At 60.3% G+C, this 21,079-nt stretch carries 19 protein-coding genes; 4 read left to right on the top strand and 15 right to left on the bottom strand.

Annotated features, from left to right (window positions below):
• Nucleotides 1-11: 11 nt before the first annotated feature.
• Together apaG and apaH are read left to right on the top strand one after the other, a co-directional pair.
• Nucleotides 12-389: a Co2+/Mg2+ efflux protein ApaG gene (gene apaG, locus ACRAWE_RS19935; RefSeq protein WP_019455040.1), complete on the top strand. Its 378-nt coding sequence runs from the start codon at nucleotides 12-14 to the stop codon at nucleotides 387-389.
• 2 nt (nucleotides 390-391) lie between these two features.
• The gene (gene apaH, locus ACRAWE_RS19930) at nucleotides 392-1,240 is read left to right on the top strand and encodes a bis(5'-nucleosyl)-tetraphosphatase (symmetrical) ApaH (protein WP_019455039.1); all 849 of its coding nucleotides are present in this window, start codon (nucleotides 392-394) and stop codon (nucleotides 1,238-1,240) included.
• Between the two features lie 48 nt (nucleotides 1,241-1,288).
• Here the strand turns inward: apaH and ACRAWE_RS19925 are convergent, their stop codons facing one another.
• From ACRAWE_RS19925 to ACRAWE_RS19910, 4 genes are all read right to left on the bottom strand, one after another.
• Nucleotides 1,289-3,178, bottom strand: coding sequence for a PhoX family protein (locus tag ACRAWE_RS19925; protein WP_432525794.1), 1,890 nt, complete (start codon nucleotides 3,176-3,178; stop codon nucleotides 1,289-1,291).
• A gap of 181 nt (nucleotides 3,179-3,359) precedes the next feature.
• A complete protein-coding gene (gene folA / locus ACRAWE_RS19920) occupies nucleotides 3,360-3,842 on the bottom strand; it encodes a type 3 dihydrofolate reductase (RefSeq protein ID WP_019455037.1) in 483 nt (160 codons plus the stop codon).
• A 143-nt stretch (nucleotides 3,843-3,985) separates the two neighbouring features.
• A complete protein-coding gene (locus tag ACRAWE_RS19915) occupies nucleotides 3,986-4,450 on the bottom strand; it encodes a threonine/serine exporter (RefSeq protein WP_019455036.1) in 465 nt (154 codons plus the stop codon).
• Complete coding sequence (locus tag ACRAWE_RS19910) at nucleotides 4,447-5,247, bottom strand: threonine/serine ThrE exporter family protein (protein ID WP_141971008.1); 801 nt, start codon at nucleotides 5,245-5,247, stop codon at nucleotides 4,447-4,449. Before ACRAWE_RS19910 ends, ACRAWE_RS19915 begins: the two co-directional genes overlap by 4 nt.
• 127 nt (nucleotides 5,248-5,374) lie before the next feature.
• Here ACRAWE_RS19910 and ACRAWE_RS19905 point away from each other — a divergent pair, with 127 nt between their 5' ends.
• The gene (locus ACRAWE_RS19905; protein WP_019455034.1) at nucleotides 5,375-5,989 is read left to right on the top strand and encodes a LysE family translocator; all 615 of its coding nucleotides are present in this window, start codon (nucleotides 5,375-5,377) and stop codon (nucleotides 5,987-5,989) included.
• 36 nt (nucleotides 5,990-6,025) lie between these two features.
• On the opposite strand, the gene kefC is transcribed toward ACRAWE_RS19905, so the two are convergent.
• The 8 genes from kefC to pvcA form a co-directional block, all read right to left on the bottom strand.
• Nucleotides 6,026-7,888, bottom strand: coding sequence for a glutathione-regulated potassium-efflux system protein KefC (gene kefC, locus ACRAWE_RS19900; protein ID WP_432525793.1), 1,863 nt, complete (start codon nucleotides 7,886-7,888; stop codon nucleotides 6,026-6,028).
• Complete coding sequence (gene kefF / locus ACRAWE_RS19895) at nucleotides 7,881-8,438, bottom strand: glutathione-regulated potassium-efflux system oxidoreductase KefF (protein ID WP_063918140.1); 558 nt, start codon at nucleotides 8,436-8,438, stop codon at nucleotides 7,881-7,883. The genes kefC and kefF overlap by 8 nt, the downstream gene beginning before the upstream one ends.
• A 171-nt stretch (nucleotides 8,439-8,609) precedes the next feature.
• A complete protein-coding gene (gene carB / locus ACRAWE_RS19890) occupies nucleotides 8,610-11,834 on the bottom strand; it encodes a carbamoyl-phosphate synthase large subunit (protein ID WP_019455031.1) in 3,225 nt (1,074 codons plus the stop codon).
• Nucleotides 11,835-11,850: 16 nt separating this feature from the next.
• Entirely contained in the window at nucleotides 11,851-12,999 is a 1,149-nt protein-coding gene (carA, locus tag ACRAWE_RS19885) for a glutamine-hydrolyzing carbamoyl-phosphate synthase small subunit (RefSeq protein WP_071532848.1), read from the bottom strand.
• A gap of 470 nt (nucleotides 13,000-13,469) precedes the next feature.
• Entirely contained in the window at nucleotides 13,470-14,291 is an 822-nt protein-coding gene (gene dapB, locus ACRAWE_RS19880; protein ID WP_019455029.1) for a 4-hydroxy-tetrahydrodipicolinate reductase, read from the bottom strand.
• A gap of 262 nt (nucleotides 14,292-14,553) precedes the next feature.
• The gene (locus ACRAWE_RS19875) at nucleotides 14,554-15,813 is read right to left on the bottom strand and encodes a glycosyltransferase (protein ID WP_432525831.1); all 1,260 of its coding nucleotides are present in this window, start codon (nucleotides 15,811-15,813) and stop codon (nucleotides 14,554-14,556) included.
• 24 nt (nucleotides 15,814-15,837) lie between these two features.
• Nucleotides 15,838-16,701 (bottom strand): TauD/TfdA dioxygenase family protein, encoded by an 864-nt coding sequence (locus ACRAWE_RS19870; RefSeq protein ID WP_019455027.1) that lies wholly within the window; start codon nucleotides 16,699-16,701, stop codon nucleotides 15,838-15,840.
• Nucleotides 16,702-16,795: 94 nt separating this feature from the next.
• On the bottom strand, nucleotides 16,796-17,764 hold the full coding sequence (gene pvcA / locus ACRAWE_RS19865) for an L-tyrosine isonitrile synthase (RefSeq protein ID WP_063918138.1): 969 nt from the start codon (nucleotides 17,762-17,764) through the stop codon (nucleotides 16,796-16,798).
• A gap of 190 nt (nucleotides 17,765-17,954) precedes the next feature.
• On the opposite strand from pvcA, the gene ACRAWE_RS19860 reads away from it, so the two are divergent.
• Nucleotides 17,955-18,881, top strand: a complete 927-nt coding sequence (locus tag ACRAWE_RS19860) for a LysR family transcriptional regulator (protein ID WP_025159628.1) — start codon at nucleotides 17,955-17,957, stop codon at nucleotides 18,879-18,881.
• 274 nt (nucleotides 18,882-19,155) lie between these two features.
• Here the strand turns inward: ACRAWE_RS19860 and ispH are convergent, their stop codons facing one another.
• Genes ispH through lspA form a run of 3 tightly spaced genes read right to left on the bottom strand, consistent with a single transcriptional unit; the run spans nucleotide 19,156 to nucleotide 21,071 of the window.
• The gene (gene ispH / locus ACRAWE_RS19855) at nucleotides 19,156-20,109 is read right to left on the bottom strand and encodes a 4-hydroxy-3-methylbut-2-enyl diphosphate reductase (RefSeq protein ID WP_004932946.1); all 954 of its coding nucleotides are present in this window, start codon (nucleotides 20,107-20,109) and stop codon (nucleotides 19,156-19,158) included.
• Nucleotides 20,090-20,560 (bottom strand): FKBP-type peptidyl-prolyl cis-trans isomerase, encoded by a 471-nt coding sequence (fkpB, locus tag ACRAWE_RS19850; RefSeq protein ID WP_019455024.1) that lies wholly within the window; start codon nucleotides 20,558-20,560, stop codon nucleotides 20,090-20,092. The genes ispH and fkpB overlap by 20 nt, the downstream gene beginning before the upstream one ends.
• Nucleotide 20,561: 1 nt before the next feature.
• Entirely contained in the window at nucleotides 20,562-21,071 is a 510-nt protein-coding gene (gene lspA / locus ACRAWE_RS19845) for a signal peptidase II (RefSeq protein ID WP_019455023.1), read from the bottom strand.
• Between the last annotated feature and the right edge of the window lie 8 nt (nucleotides 21,072-21,079).

Below are 21,079 nucleotides of genomic sequence, written 5' to 3'. Positions count from 1 at the left end.
GAGTTGTTGTCATGATTGATTCGCCCCGCGTGTGTATTCAGGTTCAGAGCATCTATGTGGAATCACAGTCGATCCCTGAAGAAGAGCGTTACGTCTTCGCCTATACCATCACTATCCGCAATTTGGGGCGGAGCGACGTGCAACTGCTGGGCCGTTACTGGCTGATCACCAACAGCAACGGCCGCCAAACCGAAGTCCAGGGCGAAGGCGTGATCGGCGAACAGCCCGTCATTCCGCCCGGCGGAGAGTTTCAGTATACCAGCGGCGCCATTCTGGAAACGCCGCTGGGCACCATGGAAGGCCATTACGAAATGGTTGATCATCAGGGTCAGCCGTTCCGCACCGCTATTCCCGTGTTCCGCTTAGCCATTCCAACGCTGATCCATTAATTATGTCGACATACCTTATCGGCGACGTTCACGGCTGTTTTGATGAACTGAAGTCGCTGCTGGCTCAGGCTGCTTTCGATCCCGAGCGCGATCAACTGTGGCTGACCGGCGATCTGGTGGCGCGCGGCCCCGCCTCGCTGGACGTGCTGCGCTACGTGCGCTCGCTCGGCCCGGCGGTGCGCATGGTGCTGGGCAACCACGATCTGCACCTGCTGGCGGTTTACGCCGGCATCAGCCGCAACAAACCCAAAGATCGCATCACACCGCTGCTGGAAGCGCCTGACGCCGACGAGCTGATCAACTGGCTGCGCCGCCAACCGGTGCTGCAGGTGGATGATGAGCAAAAGCTGGTGATGGCGCACGCCGGCATCACCCCGCAGTGGGATATCGACACCGCGAAAATGTGTGCGCGCGAAGTGGAGGCGGTATTGAGCAGCGACAGCTACCCGCTGTTCCTCGACGCCATGTACGGTGATATGCCGAACAACTGGGCGCCGGAGTTGAGCGGCCTGGCGCGCCTGCGTTTCAGCACCAATGCGTTCACGCGCATGCGCTACTGCTTCCCCAACGGCCAGCTCGACATGATCTGCAAAGATGCGCCGGGCAGCGCACCTGCGCCGCTGAAACCGTGGTTCGAACTGCCGCGCCTGATCGACCCCGAATACACCATCATCTTCGGCCATTGGGCCTCGCTCGAAGGCAAGGGCACGCCGGAAGGCGTGATCGGGCTGGATACCGGCTGCTGCTGGGGCGGCGATCTGACGATGCTGCGCTGGGAAGACCGTCGTTATTTCACCCAGCCAGCTAATCGCAGCGAAGCGCCTGACGCCGGCAGATTAGCCGCATCCTGAAAATACAAAGGCGGCCCCGTGGCCGCCTTTGTTTTCTATATTATCGCATTACGCCCCAATCACCCCGCCATCTTCACGCGTGATCATCAATACCGATGAACGCGGGCGCGGGCTGTTGTTCGGGAAGTGCGAATCGCCCTCTTCTCCCGGATGCTGCACGTTGACGAACATCGTCCTGTAGTCCGGAGTGAAGGTGATGCCGGTCAGTTCGCAGGACTTCGGCCCCACCATAAAGCGGCGAATTTCGCCGCTGACCGGATCGCCCACCAGCATCTGGTTGTTGCCCTGCCCGACGTAGTCGCCCTTGTTGCTGTACTTGCCGTCGGTGAGGATCCACAGGCGGCCGGCGCGATCGAATCCCAGCCCGTCCGGGCTGTTGAAGGTGTTATCCGCCGTGATGTTCGGCGTGCCGCGGTTAACGCCTTCCGGGTGGGCGATCGGGTTGCCGCACAGCGCATAGATATCCCAGGTGAAAGCGTCGGCGGTGGCGTCGCCGCCCTCGTCCCAGCGAATAATCTGGCCATAGACATTGTTCGGCCGCGGATTAGCGGCGTTCAACGGCATCCCTTCCTCGCCGCGCTTGCTGTTGTTGGTCAGCGTGCAGTACGCGCGGCCATCATGCGGGTTCACCGCGATCCACTCCGGGCGATCCATTTTAGTGGCGCCGACCTGCTGCGCCGCCTTACGGGCGAAGATCAGCACTTCAGCCTCATCGCGGAAACCGTTCTCCGGCGTCAGGCCGTTCGTGCCGAACTCGAGCGCAATCCAGAGCCCTTTGCCCTTCAGCGGGGTGCCGGCTTCGTCGCCGTCGAACTGCGCCACATACAGCGTCCCTTCGTCCAGCAGCGTGCGATTGTTGGCCGGATTGGCGATGTCGACCACGCCTTTGGAGACATACTTATAGATATGCTCGCCGCGCTCGTCGTCCCCCATATACACCACCATACGGCCGTCTTTGGCGACGGTCACCGCCGCGTTCTCATGTTTGAAGCGGCCCAGCGCAGTGTGCTTAATCGGCGTCGAGGTTGGATCCAGCGGATCGATCTCCACGATCCAGCCGTGGCGGTTGAATTCGTTGGGGTTCTTCGCCACGTCGAAGCGTTCGTCGTAGTCCGGCCAGTTGCGCTCCGGCTCGTTGGCCTTCAGCGTGTAGCGTTTCTGTTCCGGGGTGGTTGGGTAATCGGCCTGGTGAGTCCCGAAGTAGGTATCGAAATTTTCTTCACAGGTCAGGTAAGTGCCCCACGGCGTCTTGCCGTTGGCGCAGTTGCCGAAGGTGCCCAACACCTTGCGGCCGCTCGGATCGGCGGCGGTCTGCAGCAGCGGATGCCCGGCAGCCGGGCCGCTGAACTGCATGTCGCTGTTGGCGGTAATGCGGCGGTTATAGCGCGACGGGCGCTCGACTTCCCAGCGCTGGCCATCGCCGACGCGTTTGACCGCCACGATAGAGACGCCGTGCGCCGCCTGCGACTTGCGCACTTCTTCCAGGCTAGTGGCCTTGGTGCCGCCGTGGGCGAACAGGTACTGCTCGTTGACGTATTCGTTGTTGATGGCCATCACGCCGTGATTGTCATCGATCGGGAAAAAGCTCATGCCGTCGTTGTTGTCGCCAAACTGCTTTTCCTGATCGGCGGCGCTGTTGTTGCCCTGCGGATCGAAGGCCGGCGCGCCGTCCACCAGCGGCTCGCCCCAGGAGATCAGCACCTCGGCCCGGTAGCCCGGCGTGATGGTCACCTCATCGGCGGTCGACGCGGCGATGCCCTGAAAGCCCAGCAGCCTGTTCGGCGGCAGATCCTCGGCCAACGCCTCGGCGGAGACCGACCAGATGCCGCCGCCGAGAAAACCGGCCAGACCGACGGCGCCGGCGCTGCCGAGCAGCAGTTTGCGGCGAGTGGGATCGATCAGGCGATCGGCGTCTAATTGCTCAATTTGCTTGGTCATAGCGTGGTTACCTTTTTAGTTATGGCGCCGCGATCAAGATTCACCAGAGTTGCCGAGGCGCTCGGAGTTGGGCTTCATACTAATCAGGTAATGTGACGGAAAGGTTACGCATGACGGACGCAAAAAGACCGGGGGCGCAATTGCTTGCGCCCCCGGGGATAGCCTGGCTAACGCGCTGAAATCAGCGGCGCTGCAGGATCTCGAAGCAGTAGCTGTGCGAGTTCAGATCGTCGGCGTCGTGGAACTCGCTGAAGGTGGTTTCCCACTCGTCCGGCTCGTAGTCGGGGAAGTGGGTATCGCCGCCGACTTCGGCGTCGATGTGCGTCAGGTACAGGCGATCGGCGCGCGGCAGCAGCTGGGTATAGATGCGCCCGCCGCCGATCACCATCACTTCTTCCACGTCGCCGGCGGCGGCCAGCGCCTCATCCAGCGAAGTCACCCAGGTCACCCCGGCTTCGCTGCCCGGGCGGCTGCTCAAAACGATATTGTGGCGGCCCGGCAGCGGGCGGCCGATGGACTCGAAGGTCTTACGGCCCATAATAACCGGCTTATTCAACGTGTTGCGTTTAAACCACGCAAGGTCCGCCGGCAGGTGCCACGGCATGGCGTTTTCCATGCCAATAACGCGATCCGCCGCCAAGGCAGCGATCAGGCTGATAATCATTGTTTAACCCTGTGTAGGCAGCAAAATTGGTGACACTATACGTAAAGGCCTGAGTGCCGTCGATAGGCTAATCAAGCAAGATGAATATATAAGATAGCTCTTATCAGCATATCTAATAACCAACGTTCTTCCGCCGGGAAATTTCACACGCCGGGGCGTTTGCGGTACAGCCACAGACCCGGTAACGACAGGCCGATCGACAAGGCGCCGACGATGAAACTGGCCTTGAGGAAGTTGGTGATCATGGTCTCCATCAAGGCCTCGCTGTAGCCCAGATGCGAGATCTCTACCACAGTTATCATCGCGGTATAGGCGGAAATGCCGGGGAACATCGGGATCACCGCCGCCACGGTGAATACCTTCGGGTGCGCCAGCAGCCAGCGCGACCAATAGATGCCGATGATGCCGATCAGGATCGCCGCCAGCAACGAGGCCCACTCGATGTTCATGCCGCCGTGCATCATCAGCATGCGCGAACCGCGCCCGATAGCCCCGAGCAACGCGCAATAGCGCAGCGCACGCAGCGGCACGTTGAACACCATGGCGAAGCCCAGCGCCGGCACCGCCGCCAACAGCATCTCCTGCAACAAGGCCCACAACAGATTCATGACCACCCCCGCAGATCCCACAGCGACATCGCCATCACCACGCCGATACAGGTCGCCAACGTCAACAGGCTGGCCATCGCCCAGCGCGCCAGCCCGGTATTCACATGCCCTTTGAACATGTCGGCCACCGCGTTGATCAGCGGAAAGCCCGGCACCAGCAGCAGCACGCTGGCGGCCATCGCCACGCTCGAGGTGTCTTTAAACGCCGGCAGGCGCAGCAGCAATCCGGAGATCGACGTAGCGACAAACGCCGTCAGGCAGAAATTGATCAACGGATTCATATGGCGGGCGGTGAGGATTTGGCGCACCAACATCGCCGCGCCGCTGGCGATAAAGGTCACCAGGAAGGCGTCGCCACCGCCGCCGTTGAGCATGCTGAAGCACCCGCAGGACAACCCCACCATCAGCACCACCAGCCAGCGCGGATAGCGCAGCGGCCGGATCCTTTCAAAGCGGCGCGCCACGTCGTGCGCATCCGCCAGGTGGTGCTCGGCGAGGATCACGATATGCTGCACTTCGGTCACCACCTGCATATTGATGCCGCGATCGACGTTCTTGCGGGTGGTGGTCAGGCAGGCGCCGTGGCTGAGGGTGGTCAGCACCACCGCATTGGCGGAGATCGAACTTTCCACGCTGTCCATCCCCAGCGCCAACCCCAGGCGGGTCGACAGCTGTTCCACCACCGTGCTCTCGGCGCCGTGCTGCAACAGCAGCAACGCGCATTGAATGCACAGGCGGGTGATTTCACGCTGTTGCCGATGCGGTTCCGGCATGTCTGTGGCGGTAGTCTGCTGCATGGTGCTCCGTCGCGGGTGGTAGATGAATTATTATCATAGAGCCTAACAATACCTCATTGGGTTGATGCGCATCAGAGGAAGCGGCGTTATTATCGCCAGAATTCTGCCTTTTGCGCGAGACGCTCCCATGCTTGAAACTTCGCTGTTCGTCGCCGGCATCGCCACCCTTGGCATGCTCTCCCCCGGCCCGGATTTTTTCCTGGTGATTAAAAACGCCGCCCGCTACCCACGTCTGGCCGCCATGATGACCGCCTTCGGCGTGATCTGCGGCGTCGCCACCCACATGTCCTACTGCGTCGCCGGGCTGGCGGTGGTGATCACCACTACGCCGTGGCTGTTCAACCTGCTGAAATACGCTGGGGCGGTGTATCTGGTGTGGATCGGCATCCAGGCGCTGCTGTCGCGCGGCGGCGGCAAAATGAACGTCAGCAATCTGCCGCAGCAGCAGGTCAGCCTGAAGAGCGCCTTTGCGCAAGGCTACCTGTGCAATCTGCTGAACCCAAAGGCCACCCTGTTCTTCCTGGCGGTGTTCACCCAGGTGCTGCAGATCGATTCTGGCCTGGGCGACAAACTGTGGTACGCGGGGATTATTCTCGGCCTGTCGGTCATCTGGTGGCCGCTGCTGGTATTCCTGATCCAAAGCGGACCGGTACGCCGCGGGCTGGAGAAGGCACAGAAGGTCGTCGACAAATTGCTGGGCGGCATGCTGATCGCCTTAGGCATCAAGGTCGCGCTGAGCTGAACAAAAAAACGGGGCGCCATCGCGGCGCCCCTGTTGTTATCCTTTGGCTTCTTTGGCTTCCACCACTTCGTCTTCCGGCGCCTTGCCGTCGATACTGCCGCGCCAACCGGTCTGCTGCACCCGCGCCAACCGATTCTGATCCTGCTCGATGGCCGCGCTGAGCATCTCCTTGGCCCGTTGCAGGCTGGCGATACGGAATTCAGTGTCCTGATAATTCTCCAGCGTATCTTCCAGCATCTTCAGGTTATAGCGACGGAAAGTGTCCGCTTTCTCGCGCGCTTCATAGGCGTCCAGTCCCAGCAATTCCAGCGTTTCACGGCCGATGCGCAGCGAGCTTTCGAAGGTTTCGCGCTCCGGTTTTTCCACCCCCAGCTGCCGCAGCTGATACCAGTGGTCGACGTCGCGCGCCCGCGCCACCACCTTCAGATGCGGGAAGTGCTGCCTGGCCAGCTCGGTTAACGCCAGGCTGTCCTCCACATCGTCGATGGCGTTGATCAGCACCTTGGCATGGGCGGCGCCGGCGGCCTCCAGCAGATCGGCCCGCGTGGCGTCGCCGTAGAACACCTTGGTGTCGAATTTGCGCAGCGTTTCGATATGATCCGGATCGTGATCCAGTACCACGGTGTGCACGCCGTTGGCCAACAGCAGACGACCGGCGATCTGACCGAAACGGCCGAAACCGGCGATGATCACGCTGGCATTTTCGTCGTCAATGACGTCAGCCGGGCGCTCCTCTTTCGGCGCATTATTCTCCAGCTGCGCGGCGATCACCAACAGCAGCGGCGTGGCCGCCATCGACAGCGCCACCGCCAGCGTCAGCGACTTGGCCCACTCGACCGGCAAAACGCCGGCCAGCTGCGCCGCGCTGAAGATAACGAAAGCGAACTCACTGCCCTGGCCCAGCAAAATGGCGAACAGGCCGCGCTGGCGTTTCGGCACCCCAAGCAGCGGCCCGATCAGCCACAGCAGCGCCGCTTTGATCAGCATAAAGCCCAGCAGCAGCGAGGCGATCAGCAGCGGATGATGGAACAGGGTGCCGAAATCGATCGACATGCCGACGCCGATGAAGAACAGCCCCAGCAGCAGTCCTTTGAACGGCTGAATATCGCTCTCCAGCGCGTGGCGGTATTCCGAGCTCGCCAGCAGTACCCCGGCGAGAAACGCCCCCATCGCCATCGACAGCCCGGCCATCTCCAGCAGGATGCCGAAGCCGAACACCAGGAACAGCGCCACGGCGCTGAATACCTCGCGCATGCCCGAGCGGGCGACGAAATGCAGCAGCGGGCGGGTGACGTAGCGGCCGAGCAGCACCACCATCACCAGCGCGCCCACCACCTTGGCCGCCGACAGCACGAATGCGCCCAGCGTGGTGCTGGCGCCGCTGCTGGCCAGCAGTGGGATCATCGCCACCAGCGGGATCGCCGCGATGTCCTGGAACAGCAGCACCGCAAACGCGCTGCGGCCGATCGGAGACGGCGTCAAATTGCGTTCACTCATCGCCTGCATGGCGATGGCGGTGGATGAGAGCGCCAGCGTCAAACCGATCAGCAGCGCCACCTTCCAGTTGAGGCCAAGGAAGTAACAGAAAGCGCTCAGCGCCAGGCCGCAGCCTACCATCTGAATGCTGCCGCCGCCGAACACCGAGGCGCGCAGCGTCCACAGCCGCTTGGGATCCAGCTCCAGACCGATGATAAACAGCATCAGCACCACGCCGATCTCGGCGAAGGTGAGGATCGACTCGGCGTCCGACACCAGTTTCAGCCCCCAGGGGCCGATGATGCAGCCGGCGATCAGGTAACCGAGCACCGAGCCCAGCCCCAGCCGCACCGCGATCGGTACAAATAACGCGGCGGAGCCGAGATAGATCAGCCCCTCGATCATCATATGGTGATTATCCATGGCTGGCCTCCCCGGTTTCCGCTTCGGCGTGTTCCATCAGGTAGTCGACCAACCGCTGCCGGTAGGCTTCACCGGCGGCGAGCAACGCCGGTTCGTTGCAGGTAAAGGTGTTGTGCAGGGCGAAATACGGCTGCCAGTTCATGCCGCAATAGATCGCCGTGGCCTGCAGCGGCTGCGCCAGCGCGGCGAAGTTGGGAAAATCGCCCAGTTCGAAATGGTGCTCGTCACCGCCGCTGGTTACCGCCCACAGGCAGTCTTTGCCCACCAGCGCATTGCCGTCGTGGCCATAGGCCCAGCCGTGCTCCAGCACTTTATCGATCCACAGCTTCAACAGCGGCGGAAAGCTGTACCACTGCATCGGATGCTGCAACACCACCATGTCGGCGCGCTCCAGCGCCTGCTGTTCGGCATTGATGTCGATATTGAAATCGGGATACAGCTCATACAGCGAGCGCACCTCTACCTCGGGGAGATCCTTCACCGCCTGCAGCAGGCGCTGATTGGCATGCGAATGCCGGGGATACGGGTGAGCATAAATTATCAAAATCATTGTTATCGTCGTTCCTTCGTTCCTTGCCAATACACCAAGCATATACCAATCACACAGAGTGACAGTTTGCCCACTGATTGATAGCGGAAATTTTTAACGCCAGCCGACAAATTTGCTGAATAAAAAAGGGGCGCTGCATTGCAGCGCCCCTGACATAGCGTTATCGCACGGTTACTTGCCGATGCGCGCGTGCATTTCCTGCACCGAAGTGACCTGCTCGGTCGGATCCGCTTTCAGCGCCATCGCGGTGGCGAAGCCGCCGTTCAGCGTAGTGTCGTAGTGCACCTTGTACTGCAGGGCGCTGCGGCGAATCAGCTTGGAGTCTTCAATCGCCTGACGGCCGGCCGTGGTGTTGACGATGTAGGTGTACTCGCCGTTCTTGATACGGTCCTGAATGTGCGGACGCCCTTCGTGCACCTTGTTGACCAGGCGCGGGTTGATGCCCGCTTCGCCCAGCACCACCGCGGTGCCGTGGGTTGCGTCCAGCTCGAAGCCCTGCTTCAGCAGGCTGGCGGCCAGGTCGACCACGCGGGCTTTATCGCCTTCGCGCACCGACAGCAGCGCACGGCCCTGTTTCTTCATGCCCGAGTTGCTGCCCAGCATCGCTTTGGAGAAGGCTTCCGCGAAGGTGCGGCCCACGCCCATCACTTCCCCGGTAGAGCGCATTTCCGGCCCCAGAATCGGGTCGACGCCCGGGAATTTGTTGAACGGCAGCACCACTTCTTTCACCGAGTAGTACGGCGGGATGATCTCTTCGGTCACACCCTGCTCAACCAGCGTTTTGCCCGCCATCACGCGCGCGGCCACCTTGGCCAGCGGCACGCCGGTGGCTTTGGACACGAACGGCACGGTACGCGCGGCGCGCGGATTGACTTCAATCAGGTAGACTTCGTTGTCTTTCACCGCGAACTGCACGTTCATCAAGCCGCGCACCTGCAGCTCGAACGCCAGTTTTTCCACCTGGCGACGCATCACGTCCTGAATTTCCTGGCTCAGGGTGTATGCCGGCAGCGAACACGCGGAGTCGCCGGAGTGCACGCCCGCCTGTTCGATGTGCTCCATGATGCCGCCGATCAGCACGCGCTCGCCGTCGCAGATGGCGTCGACGTCCACTTCTACCGCATCGTCCAGGAAGCGGTCCAGCAGCACCGGCGCATCGTTGGACACGCTGACCGCGGTCTGGAAGTAACGGCGCAGGTCGGTTTCGTCATAGACGATTTCCATCGCCCGGCCGCCCAGCACGTAGGAAGGGCGCACCACCAGCGGATAGCCGATGCCCGCCGCCTTCTCCACCGCCTGCTCGATGGCGGTGACGGTGGCGTTGGCCGGCTGCTTCAGGCCCAGGCGGTTTACCGCCTGCTGGAAGCGTTCGCGGTCTTCGGCGCGGTCGATGGCGTCCGGGCTGGTGCCGATGATCGGCACGCCTGCGGCTTCCAGCTCGCGCGCCAGCTTCAGCGGAGTCTGGCCGCCGTACTGTACGATAACGCCTTTCGGCTTCTCGATGCGCACGATTTCCAGCACGTCTTCCAGCGTTACCGGCTCAAAGTACAGACGGTCGGAGGTGTCGTAGTCGGTGGAGACGGTTTCCGGGTTACAGTTGACCATGATGGTCTCGTAGCCGTCTTCGCGCAGCGCCAGCGAGGCGTGCACACAGCAGTAATCGAACTCGATGCCCTGGCCGATACGGTTCGGCCCGCCGCCCAGCACCATCACTTTCGGCCGGTCGTTGGTCGGATTGGACTCGCACTCTTCTTCATAAGTGGAGTACATGTAGGCGGTGTCGGTGGCGAATTCCGCCGCACAGGTGTCCACGCGCTTGTACACCGGGTGCAAACCGTGGCTATGGCGCAGCTTGCGAATTTCGCTCTCGGCGACGCCGGCCAGCTTGGCCAGGCGCGCATCGGCGAAGCCTTTGCGCTTCAGGGTGCGCAGGAACTCTTTGTTCAGGCCGTTGATGCCCGCGTCGGCCACCTGCTCTTCCAGGCGCACCAGCTCTTCAATCTGCACCAGGAACCAGCGGTCGACGTTGGTCAGGTTGAAGACGCCGTCGACCGACAGACCGGCGCGGAAGGCGTCGGCGATGTACCAGATGCGGTCGGAACCGGCGTCTTTCAGCTCGCGGCGAATTTTGGTCAGCGCTTCCGGATCGTCCAGGCTCACTTTCGGGTCGAAACCGGTGGCGCCCACTTCCAGGCCGCGCAGCGCTTTCTGCAGCGACTCCTGTTGGGTGCGGCCGATGGCCATCACTTCACCGACCGACTTCATCTGGGTGGTCAGGCGATCGTTGGCGCCGGCGAACTTCTCGAAGTTGAAGCGCGGGATCTTGGTGACGACGTAGTCGATGGACGGCTCGAACGACGCCGGGGTGCGGCCGCCGGTGATGTCGTTCATCAGCTCATCGAGGGTGTAACCCACCGCCAGCTTGGCGGCGATCTTGGCGATTGGGAAGCCGGTGGCTTTCGACGCCAGCGCCGAAGAGCGCGATACGCGCGGGTTCATTTCGATGACGATCAGGCGGCCGGTTTTCGGGTTGACCGAGAACTGCACGTTGGAGCCGCCGGTTTCGACGCCGATCTCACGCAGCACCGCCATCGAGGCGTTGCGCATGATTTGGTATTCCTTGTCGGTCAGGGTCTGGGCCGGCGCGACGGTGATCGAGTCGCCGGTGTGGATGCCCATGGCGTCGAAGTTTTCGATGGAGCAAACAATGATGCAGTTGTCGTTCTTATCACGCACCACTTCCATCTCGTACTCTTTCCAACCGATCAGCGATTCGTCGATCAGCAGCTCGTTGGTCGGCGACAGATCCAGACCGCGTTCGCAGATTTCTTCGAACTCTTCACGGTTGTAAGCGATGCCGCCGCCGGTACCGCCCATGGTAAAGGAAGGACGGATGATGCACGGGAAGCCGACGTCAGCGGCAACCGCCAGCGCTTCTTCCATGGTGTGCGCGATGCCGGAGCGCGCGGTATCCAGACCGATCTTCTTCATCGCCACGTCGAAACGGCGACGGTCTTCGGCCTTGTCGATCGCATCGGCGGTGGCGCCGATCATGGTGACGCCGAACTCGGCCAGTACGCCCTGACGCTCCAGCTCCAGCGCGCAGTTCAGCGCCGTCTGGCCGCCCATGGTCGGCAGCACCGCATCCGGGCGCTCTTTTTCGATGATCTTGCGTACCACTTCCCAGTGGATCGGCTCAATGTAGGTAGCGTCGGCCATTTCCGGGTCGGTCATGATAGTCGCCGGGTTGGAGTTGACCAAAATGACGCGGTAGCCCTCTTCGCGCAGCGCTTTACACGCCTGGGCGCCAGAGTAGTCGAACTCACACGCCTGACCGATAACGATCGGGCCCGCGCCGAGGATCAGGATGCTTTTTATGTCTGTACGTTTTGGCATTTTTTACTGCTCCTGATTATTTGGCGTTAGAACGGTAAGTCTCAATCAGTTCGATAAAGTGATCGAACAGCGGCGCGGCGTCGTGCGGGCCAGGGCTGGCTTCCGGGTGCCCCTGGAAACTGAACGCCGCCTTGTCGGTGCGGTGAATGCCCTGCACCGTGTGGTCGAACAGCGATTTGTGCGTCACGCGCAGGTTCGCCGGCAGGTTATTCTCGTCTACCGCAAAGCCGTGGTTCTGCGCGGTGATCATCACGGTATTGTTGTCCAGATCCTTCACCGGGTGGTTGCCGCCGTGGTGGCCGAGCTTCATCTTCATGGTTTTCGCCCCGCTGGCCAGTGCCAGCAGCTGGTGGCCCAGACAGATGCCGAACACCGGAATGTCGGTTTCCAGGAACTGTTTGATGGCGGCGATGGCGTAGTCGCACGGCTCCGGGTCACCCGGGCCGTTGGACAGGAAGATGCCGTCCGGATTCATTTTCAGCACCTCGTCGGCCGGGGTCTGCGCCGGCACCACGGTCAGGCGGCAGCCGCGATCCACCAGCATGCGCAGGATGTTGCGCTTGGCGCCGTAGTCGTAAGCCACCACGTGGAAAGGCAGTTCCGCGGCGGTTTTGGCTTCAGGCAGGTCGCCTTCAAGCGTCCAGCTGCCTTGCTGCCAGCTGTAGGCCTCTTGGGTCGTGACTTCTTTCGCCAGATCCATGCCCTTCAACCCCGGGAAACCTTGCGCCTTGGCCAGGGCCAGCGCGGCGTCCGGCGTATCGGCGGCGACGATGCAGCCGTTCTGGGCGCCCTTCTCGCGCAGCAGGCGGGTCAATTTACGGGTATCGATATCGGCGATCGCCACGATGTTGTGACGCTTGAGGTAGTCGGACAGGCTTTCTTCGTTGCGGTAGTTGCTGGCGATCAGCGGGAGGTCACGAATGACGAGGCCTTGGGCGTGTACTGCGGAGGATTCTTCGTCGGAAGCATTGGTGCCGACATTGCCGATATGAGGATAAGTAAGAGTAACGATCTGGCGGGAATAGGAAGGATCAGTGAGGATTTCTTGATAACCGGTCATCGACGTATTGAAGACCACTTCCCCCACTGCCGTTCCCTCTGCCCCGATGGCCCGACCGTGGAATTGGGTTCCGTCTTCCAGAACCAATAGCGCTGACTTAATCAAAACATCCTCCGAGGAATAATCAATCACAATATTTGCATATTAATTCAGATATCGCGATCTAAATCAATGCAAAAACCGTCCGCGAGGCCAATTTTTGGCAAATTGGGCGCATTTTAATGATGAGTGTTCGGCTTGTCTACCCAAACTGCCATTTTTTGTTTTATTTTTGCAGTTTTCGGTGCTCAAGCGGCTTGAGCGGCGATAAAAACACAGAAAACCGGGGCTGGAAAACGGTTGCGAGGCCGAATGACGGAAAACGGCGCCGGAACGGGCTAAAACAGACGCTAAAATAGCCTCTGGCGGAGAAAAACGAGATAATTAGCAAGATAAACAACAACAAATAAAACCTTTAAAACAAAAAATCAACCAAAGCCATATTTATCATGTTAAAAAAAAGGACAATAAAATTATTGTCCGATTATCATAGTATTATGATCAATACACCCACATCACGATGGTATGCAAATCAATTATAACTGCTCGAGATTCAGCACATCTCGCATATCAAACAGGCCTTTATCTCGATTATACAGCCAGACTGCCGCACGCACCGCGCCGCTGGCAAAAGTCATGCGGCTGGAAGCTTTATGGGTGATCTCCACCCGCTCACCGATGTCGGCAAACATCGCGGTGTGCTCGCCGACGATGTCGCCGGCGCGAATGGTGGCAAAGCCGATGCTTTTCGGATCGCGCTCGCCGGTATGGCCTTCGCGCGCATAGACCGCGCAGCTTTTCAGGTCGCGCCCCAGCGCGCCGGCGATCGCTTCGCCCATCGCCAATGCCGTGCCCGATGGCGCATCCACTTTGTGGCGGTGGTGCGCCTCAACGATTTCGATGTCGGTATAGTCGCCCATCACCTGCGCGGCCTTCTCCAGCAGTTTCAACACCAGGTTGACGCCGACGCTGAAGTTGGCGGCAAACACGATGCCGATATGCTGCGCCGCATCGCGGATCGCCTGCTTGCCGGCGTCATCGAAGCCGGTGGTGCCAATCACCATCGCCTTGTGGTGCGCCACGCAAAAATCCAGGTAGCTCCGCGTGCTTTCCGGACGGGTGAAGTCGATCAGAATGTCGAACTCGCTCGCCACTTTCTCCAGGCTGTCGCTTACCTTGACACCCAGCGCGCCGATGCCCGCCAGCTCACCGGCGTCGACGCCGATCAGGCTGGAGCCCGGTCGCGACAGCGCCGCGCCCAACACTACGCCTTCCGCCTGCTGCACCGCCTGGATCAATTGACGGCCCATCCGGCCGCCGGCGCCCGCAATCGCAATGCGGATTTGTGAATCTTTCATGCTTGCTCTCTTCTTGATTTAACGCGTATCCCATTAATCCATCGATTCAGGGTAACTGCCCCGCTTGCGCGCCGCCAGAGGATTCATGACATCATTAGAAAATGATGATATTCCCCCGCTTCCATCAGCGGCGCTGTCATAAGATTAACATTCAACCGATTTGGCGGCCTGCGGCGATTGTACATAATCATGCAGTTTCCATTGAGAAAAAATGCAGAAAAAAGGCGCCGAAAACGGCGCCTGGGAAGGAGGTGCAGCGAGATCAGGCGGTAATAGCCGCCACTTCGTTGGCTATCGCCGTTAGCGCATCGTGGCGGGCATAATCTTCACGCACCAGCGCCGCGCGTTGGCGGTAGATCGGCTGCTGCAGAATACGCGACGCCGCCGCCAGGATCTGTTCTGCGCTCGGCGTGCTGGTGTGCAGGCTGATGCCGCAACCGGCAGCGACCACACGCGCCGCCGCCTCCAGCTTATCCTCGCCGGTGCCGGCGACGATCAGCGGCACGCCGCTGTCCAGCGCATAGTTGATCGAGCCGTAACCGCCGTTGGTGATCAGCAGCGACGCCCGCGGCAGCCAGCGTTCGAAGGAGATAAACTCCCGCACTCTGGCGTTGTCCGGCAACGCGTCCATCAGCCCTGCCGTCGCCCGCCCGCCGGTGGTGGCCAACACCCGCACCGGCAGATGCGCCAGCGCCTGCAGCGTCGGCACGATCAGCTGATGCAGATCGACGTTGGCCAACGTGCCCTGAGACACAATCACCAGCGGCCGATCATCGTCCGCCTCCCACAGCGTCTCTTCCGCCGCCGGTTGACCGCCGCTGCGCAGCGGACCGACGAAGCGCACGCCGCTCGGCAGATCGTCGCGCTCATATTCCAGCGCCGTGGTGGCCAACTGCAGGAAACGCTCGCAGCCGCCGATCAGCGCATCGGTAAACGGGCGAGTCAGCGCCCGCCCGCCCGCTTGCACCAGCGCCGCATCGAAGCTCCGCTGCACCTCATCAAGCAACACGCGCGTCTCTTCATCCACCAATTGCTCGCGGGTCAGCGCCTGCGGCAACAGCGCCGGCGGGATGCGCGGGCCGTAAAAAATGGCGTCACGCGAAGAATACGACAGCGGCGTAACGCCGATACCGAAGACCGGTGGCCGTTCGGCGGACTGCAACAGCGGCAATACGCCGTAGAAACAGTTCTCCACCATCAACAAATCGGTCTTTTCGGCGGCAATGGCCGCACGCAGCTGCCGATCCAGCAGCGGGATCGGCGCGGCGAAGAAATCCTTCAGCGCCAGCGCCATCTGCGCATTGCCCGGCGGCAGCGCGGCGCGCTGCGGAAAGTGCTCTTCCAGGTGGCGATAATCGAAGTCCACCTGCGCGTCGAACGGTACGAAGTTCGCCCCAGCCGCTTCGGCGCGTTCGCGAAACAGCGCGCCGGTCATCACCCGCACCTGATGCCCTTGGGCGATCAGGTGACGAGCGATAGCTAACATCGGGTAGACGTGCCCCGGAGTGGCGACCGCCGCCATCAGTATCCTTGCCATAATGCTCCTTTACGCTTCTGCGTTGGCCGGCTTCAGCGCCAGATTGGCGCACACCGGGTTGCTCTGAATATGCACGCGCTGCAAATGACGCGCGGAACGGGCGGTAAAGCCCTCACGGCCGTGCAGCAGCGAGAAGTTGTCCGCCACTACCACGTCGCCCTGCTGCCACTGGTGGGCATAATAGTGACGCGGATCGTACAGGTGCTGCTGCAGGGTGTGGTGGAACTGTTCCTGCTGTTGCTCCGGCACACCGTGATATTCCAGCGCATGCTGGTTGAGGAATTTTTTGCCTTCCGTCGGCGGTTCATTGTAGCGCATGATCAATCCCCTGCCGTTCGGGTGCTGCACCACCAGCGGCGAACAGACTTCACCGCCGTAGTGCACCACCTGCTTAATGCGGTAAGTGATCGACACCGACAGCCACTGATCCAGCAGCGCTTCGTCCGCGTTGGCCAACAGTCGCGTGGTATCGACGAAGGTGGTGCATCCGCCTTCATCCTGCGATGGCGCCGCCACGCAGTGGAACAGCTGGAACTCGGGGATGGTCGGCTTATACATGCCATCCCAATGCAGCGGAACGTAGCTGCTGTCGAAGATATGATCCTTGGCGTCCGGATGTTCTTTCACGTCCAGCACCGCGCCGAACGGCCACATCATGATCTCGCCCCAGCGTTCGGCATAGCGAGTCAGGACATCCGCGTCGCTGAAACCGGAGTCGAATCCGCGCAGCACCAGCAAGTGGTGCTCCTGCGCCAGCGCCCGCAGTGCCGCCACCGGCAGTTCGCCGATCTTTTGCCCCGGGTGCTGCGGCGTCAGGATCGCGCCGAACGGGGTATTCAGTTGAATGTGGCAATCAAGCGGTTGGTTGTTCATCGGTGATTCTCCTTGCATCGAATGTGCTGCTCACACGGCAACGTGCCGTCAAAAACGCGCCCGCCAGGATTTCGGGCGCAAGGCCTGCAGAGGCTCAGGCCATCTGCGGCTGTTCGATCAGGTAATGGCTCGGCGTGCCGCGGATTTCCACCAGTTCGCCGTCCAGGCTCTGCGCGTCTTTGCGCTTCATCAGCACGAACTGGCCGTTCACGTTGGCCGCCACGCCGTGCCACGGCGTCAACCAGTCGTCTTTGGTCGGCATCATGTGGATACCCATCTTCAGGCTGTCGACCGGCTGCGGGTGAATCGACAGGCGGATCGCCGCCGGGAAGTGCTGCGCCAGCAGGTTGCCCCAGGCCCAGCTGCGCTGAATAACCCCGCAGGCGCGCTGTTTGGCGTCTTTCTGCAGTGCGGCGTTGGAACCGCTGTAACCCGGCAGTTGGCTATCTTCATACAGGAAGCGCGTGATGGCGCGATAAAGCAGTAAGCCCTGTTCGTCCTGCATCAGCTGTTGCTTGATCGCCTCCTCCGGTTCGGCATAGCCTTCCACCAACAGTTGGCGCAGCAGATCGTAATCATCGGTATGTTCGGCCAGGCCTTTGACATCCCCGAGGTTGAATACGCTGAGATGCGTCGCGCCCACTTCATGCAGCAGGTTTTCAATTTCGCGCTGGTAGTGGTTGATCGCTTCGTCACTGACGCGGATCAGATCGCCGAACACGTGGCCGTCGGAGCAGATAACGATATGCGCGCCCGGCGGGTAGTAGAGTTGAATGCGCTGGCACAGCGAATTGAGGAAGATCAGCGACAGACGCTCCGCCATGTCCGGCACCGCGCCGATCACCTTGTTGGCATTAGGCGATTTGGTCGGAAAGGCGGGCAGCACGAACTCGATGCGCTGTTCGTTTTCAATGAATGCCCGAATGCGCGGCAATTGCACCTGGGTGACCCGCCGCTCTTCATCGGCAATCGAGGTGCCATCACCGCCGGGGAAGCGGCGACGGTATTGCAATAATTCACGTAGTATCTTTAACGATATTTCTTCTTTCTGAGCGCTGTCCACAATGAGCTCCTGTTGCGATGTGGCGCGGGTGTATTATTGATAAGCGCAATAAGATTTATCAAAAAGAGAAAAATCCCTGCGGAATAATAACCAGCCCGGCGTTTATATGCTTCAGGCAATATAGAAGAGATAGTGCTATATTATTAGCCCGTATAACTCACAATCTTGGTTAAGTTGTGCTTAACAAACTATGAGCAATATTTTAAGACGTATGGCCATTTTCTCAAAAGTGGTCGATTGCGGCGCATTCAGCATGGCGGCAAAAGAATTGGGCATGACGACTTCCGCCGTTAGCCAGCATATTCGCCAGTTGGAAGAACATCTGGGCATTCAATTACTGCTGCGCTCGACGCGCTCATTGAGTCTGACCGAAGCCGGGCTGTGCTTTTATGAAGATTGCCTGTTGATGATCCACGCCGCCGAACGAGGCCAACAACGGATCGCCGCGCTGCGCGGCGAACTGGTCGGTGAGCTGCGCGTCGCCACCTCCACCGAATTCGCCACTCACTACCTGGTGCCGGCGCTGCAAAGTTTTCTCGACGAACATCCCCGCCTCACGCTGCGGTTGGAAATCCATGATGAGAAGATAGATCTCATCACGCAGCGCATCGATCTGGCGATACGCGGCGGCGTGCTGGCGGACTCCAGCTACGTTTCCACGCGGCTGGCGCGCTGCCGCGAAGTGCTGTGCGCCTCGCCGGCTTACCTGGCGCATCACGGCGTGCCGGATTCGCCACAGGCGCTGACGCACCACCAATGGGTCACCTTTACACCGCTCGGCAACCCGCAGTTTGTTCGTCTGATCCACCGCGACGGCGGCGAGCACCGCATGCGCATGACCGGTCGCTTGTTCACCAACAGCGGCATGGCGATGAAGGAACTGGCGCTGACCGGCAAAGGCATCATTCGCAATTTCTTCGCCAACGTTGAGCGAGAATTGCGCAGCGGCGAACTGATAGAAATATTGCCCGACTGGCGATTACCGGAAATTAATTGCTATGCCATAATGCCGCGCAGGGAGATCCAGCCATTAAAAGTGCGACGATTACTGGAGCATATGAAGATCTATTTACAGAAGAAAGGATTAAACGCTCTAGAACAGATTCGCCAAGAATAAAATAAGAAACATCTGCAACACCACTATTGTAATTATTGTAATCGCGCTGCCAACACCAGGCTCATTTAGATTGCAGACTAATGATATTCTGATTAATGACTTTATTGTCAGACCATATAATTAATTACGCAGAAGCTATTTCAAATACTCAGAATAAATTTGGCTTTAGTTAGCAGAAAATTTGAATATTCGCAGGATTTTATTTTTAACGCCGCAGCCTGCCAAAAAAAAACGGGAAGCCTGAGCTCCCCGTGGTTATCGCTATTCACGCACCTTAATCGATCTGACGCACATCCACGCGCAGCTCTTTCGGCACTTCAAACACGATATTCTCTTCACGCCCGCTGATCTCATGCACGTCCAGGCCGCCCAGCGCTTTCAGGCGAGAGATCACCTCCTGCACCAGCACGTCCGGCGCTGAAGCACCGGCGGTGACGCCGATGTTGCGCGCTTCGCTCAGCCAGCTTTCCTGAATATCCGCCGCCGAGTCGATAAGATAAGCCGGTTTGCCGACGCGCTGCGCCAGCTCCGCCAGACGGTTGGAGTTGGAGGAGTTTTTCGACCCCACTACCAGCACCACGTCCGCATCGCCGGCCAGATTGCGCACCGCTTCCTGACGGTTGGTGGTGGCGTAACAGATATCATCCTTGCGCGGGCCGATAATACTCGGGAAACGCTGCCGCAGCGCGTCGATCACGTCCGAGGTATCATCTACCGACAGCGTGGTCTGCGTCATGAAGCACAGGTTATTTTCGTCCTTCACCTGCAGCTTCCACACGTCATCCGGCGACTCGACCAGGTACATGCCGCCCTGCGGGTTGCTGTACTGGCCCATGGTGCCTTCCACCTCCGGGTGCCCGGCGTGACCGATCAGAATAGCTTCGGTGCCGCGGCGGCTGGCGCGCGCCACTTCCATATGCACCTTGGTCACCAGCGGACAGGTGGCGTCGAACAGCATGGTCAGATCGCGCGCCTTGGCTTCGGCGCGCACCGCCTGAGAAACGCCGTGCGCCGAGAAGATCAGGATAGAACCGTCCGGCACTTCGGCGATCTCTTCGATAAACACCGCGCCGCGCTCACGCAGGCTGTCGACCACGTAGCGGTTGTGCACCACTTCATGCCGCACGTAGATCGGCGCGCCATACAGCTCCAGCGCGCGTTCCACGATGCTGATCGCACGATCGACCCCGGCGCAGAAGCCGCGCGGGTTAGCCAGCAATATTTGCATGCGTCTCCTCCTGCTGCGGATCGATCTCCAGCACTTCGATATCGAAGGTCACTGGATGACCCGCCAGCGGATGGTTGAAATCGACGGTGATCGAGTCTTCCGCCACCGCGCGCACCACGCCCGGCATTTCGCTGCCGTCGATGGCGGTAAACAGCATGATGGTGCCCACGTCCGGCACGCCGGTTTCCGCGAAGTCGCGGCGCGAGAAGAACTGGACCAGATCCGGGTTCTCCGCGCCGAACGCCGCTTCCGGCTGCAGGGTAAAGGCGCATTTGTCGCCCGCGCGCAGGCCGAGCAAATGCGCTTCCAGCGGCGCCGACAGGCTGCCGTCACCCAGACGGAACAGCGCCGGTTTGCCGCTGCTGCGGGTGGATTCGGCGGTCGAACCGTCTTCCAGTTTCAGCGTAAAGTGAACCAGCACCGCGCTGTCACTGATAACCTGAGCCGTCATATTACTCACCTTTACTCTTTGCGCCTTTGCTCGCCGGCGACAGGAAACCTTCCAGCACGATCATCGCCGCACCCACGCAGATAAAGCTGTCCGCCAGATTGAAGGTCGGGTAGTGCCAATCACCGACGTAGAAGTCGATGAAGTCGACCACGAAACCGTGCCACAGGCGATCAAACAGATTGCCCAACGCCCCGCCGATAATAAAGGCGTAGGCGATGTTGTTCAGCTTCTGCTGCGCAGTGCTGCGATACATCATCACCAGCAGCACCGCGACGATGGCGATGGCGATGCCGGCGAAGAACCAGCGCTGCCAGCCGCCATGGTCGGCCAGGAAGCTGAACGCAGCGCCGTAGTTGCGCGCGTAAAACAGGTTGAACGACGGGATCAACGGCTGGGACTGGCCCAGCGCAAAGTTAGCGAGGATCCACTGTTTGCTGCCGAAATCCAGCACCAGCACCGCCACCACAACCCACAGCCAACGCAGGCCGGTCGAACAAATTGGTTTACTCATCAGGCGCG

It is taken from the genome of Serratia sp. BFP-2025 (genome assembly GCF_050880365.1).
Classification (GTDB): Bacteria; Pseudomonadota; Gammaproteobacteria; order Enterobacterales; family Enterobacteriaceae; genus Serratia; species Serratia surfactantfaciens.
This window is presented reverse-complemented; position numbering and strand designations above follow the sequence as displayed.

Coding starts and splice junctions, on each gene's coding strand:
- kefC (WP_432525793.1), bottom strand. CDS start 7,888: ATGGATAATCACCATATGATGATCGAGGGGCTGATCTATCTCGGCTCC.
- ispH (WP_004932946.1), bottom strand. CDS start 20,109: ATGCAAATATTGCTGGCTAACCCGCGCGGCTTCTGCGCCGGGGTCGAT.
- dapB (WP_019455029.1), bottom strand. CDS start 14,291: ATGAAAGATTCACAAATCCGCATTGCGATTGCGGGCGCCGGCGGCCGG.
- ACRAWE_RS19915 (WP_019455036.1), bottom strand. CDS start 4,450: ATGAATCTGTTGTGGGCCTTGTTGCAGGAGATGCTGTTGGCGGCGGTG.
- lspA (WP_019455023.1), bottom strand. CDS start 21,071: ATGAGTAAACCAATTTGTTCGACCGGCCTGCGTTGGCTGTGGGTTGTG.
- apaH (WP_019455039.1), top strand. CDS start 392: ATGTCGACATACCTTATCGGCGACGTTCACGGCTGTTTTGATGAACTG.
- ACRAWE_RS19875 (WP_432525831.1), bottom strand. CDS start 15,813: ATGGCGGCGGTCGCCACTCCGGGGCACGTCTACCCGATGTTAGCTATC.
- fkpB (WP_019455024.1), bottom strand. CDS start 20,560: ATGACGGCTCAGGTTATCAGTGACAGCGCGGTGCTGGTTCACTTTACG.
- ACRAWE_RS19910 (WP_141971008.1), bottom strand. CDS start 5,247: ATGCAGCAGACTACCGCCACAGACATGCCGGAACCGCATCGGCAACAG.
- ACRAWE_RS19860 (WP_025159628.1), top strand. CDS start 17,955: ATGAGCAATATTTTAAGACGTATGGCCATTTTCTCAAAAGTGGTCGAT.
- folA (WP_019455037.1), bottom strand. CDS start 3,842: ATGATTATCAGCCTGATCGCTGCCTTGGCGGCGGATCGCGTTATTGGC.
- carB (WP_019455031.1), bottom strand. CDS start 11,834: ATGCCAAAACGTACAGACATAAAAAGCATCCTGATCCTCGGCGCGGGC.
- apaG (WP_019455040.1), top strand. CDS start 12: ATGATTGATTCGCCCCGCGTGTGTATTCAGGTTCAGAGCATCTATGTG.
- kefF (WP_063918140.1), bottom strand. CDS start 8,438: ATGATTTTGATAATTTATGCTCACCCGTATCCCCGGCATTCGCATGCC.
- ACRAWE_RS19870 (WP_019455027.1), bottom strand. CDS start 16,701: ATGAACAACCAACCGCTTGATTGCCACATTCAACTGAATACCCCGTTC.
- ACRAWE_RS19925 (WP_432525794.1), bottom strand. CDS start 3,178: ATGACCAAGCAAATTGAGCAATTAGACGCCGATCGCCTGATCGATCCC.
- ACRAWE_RS19905 (WP_019455034.1), top strand. CDS start 5,375: ATGCTTGAAACTTCGCTGTTCGTCGCCGGCATCGCCACCCTTGGCATG.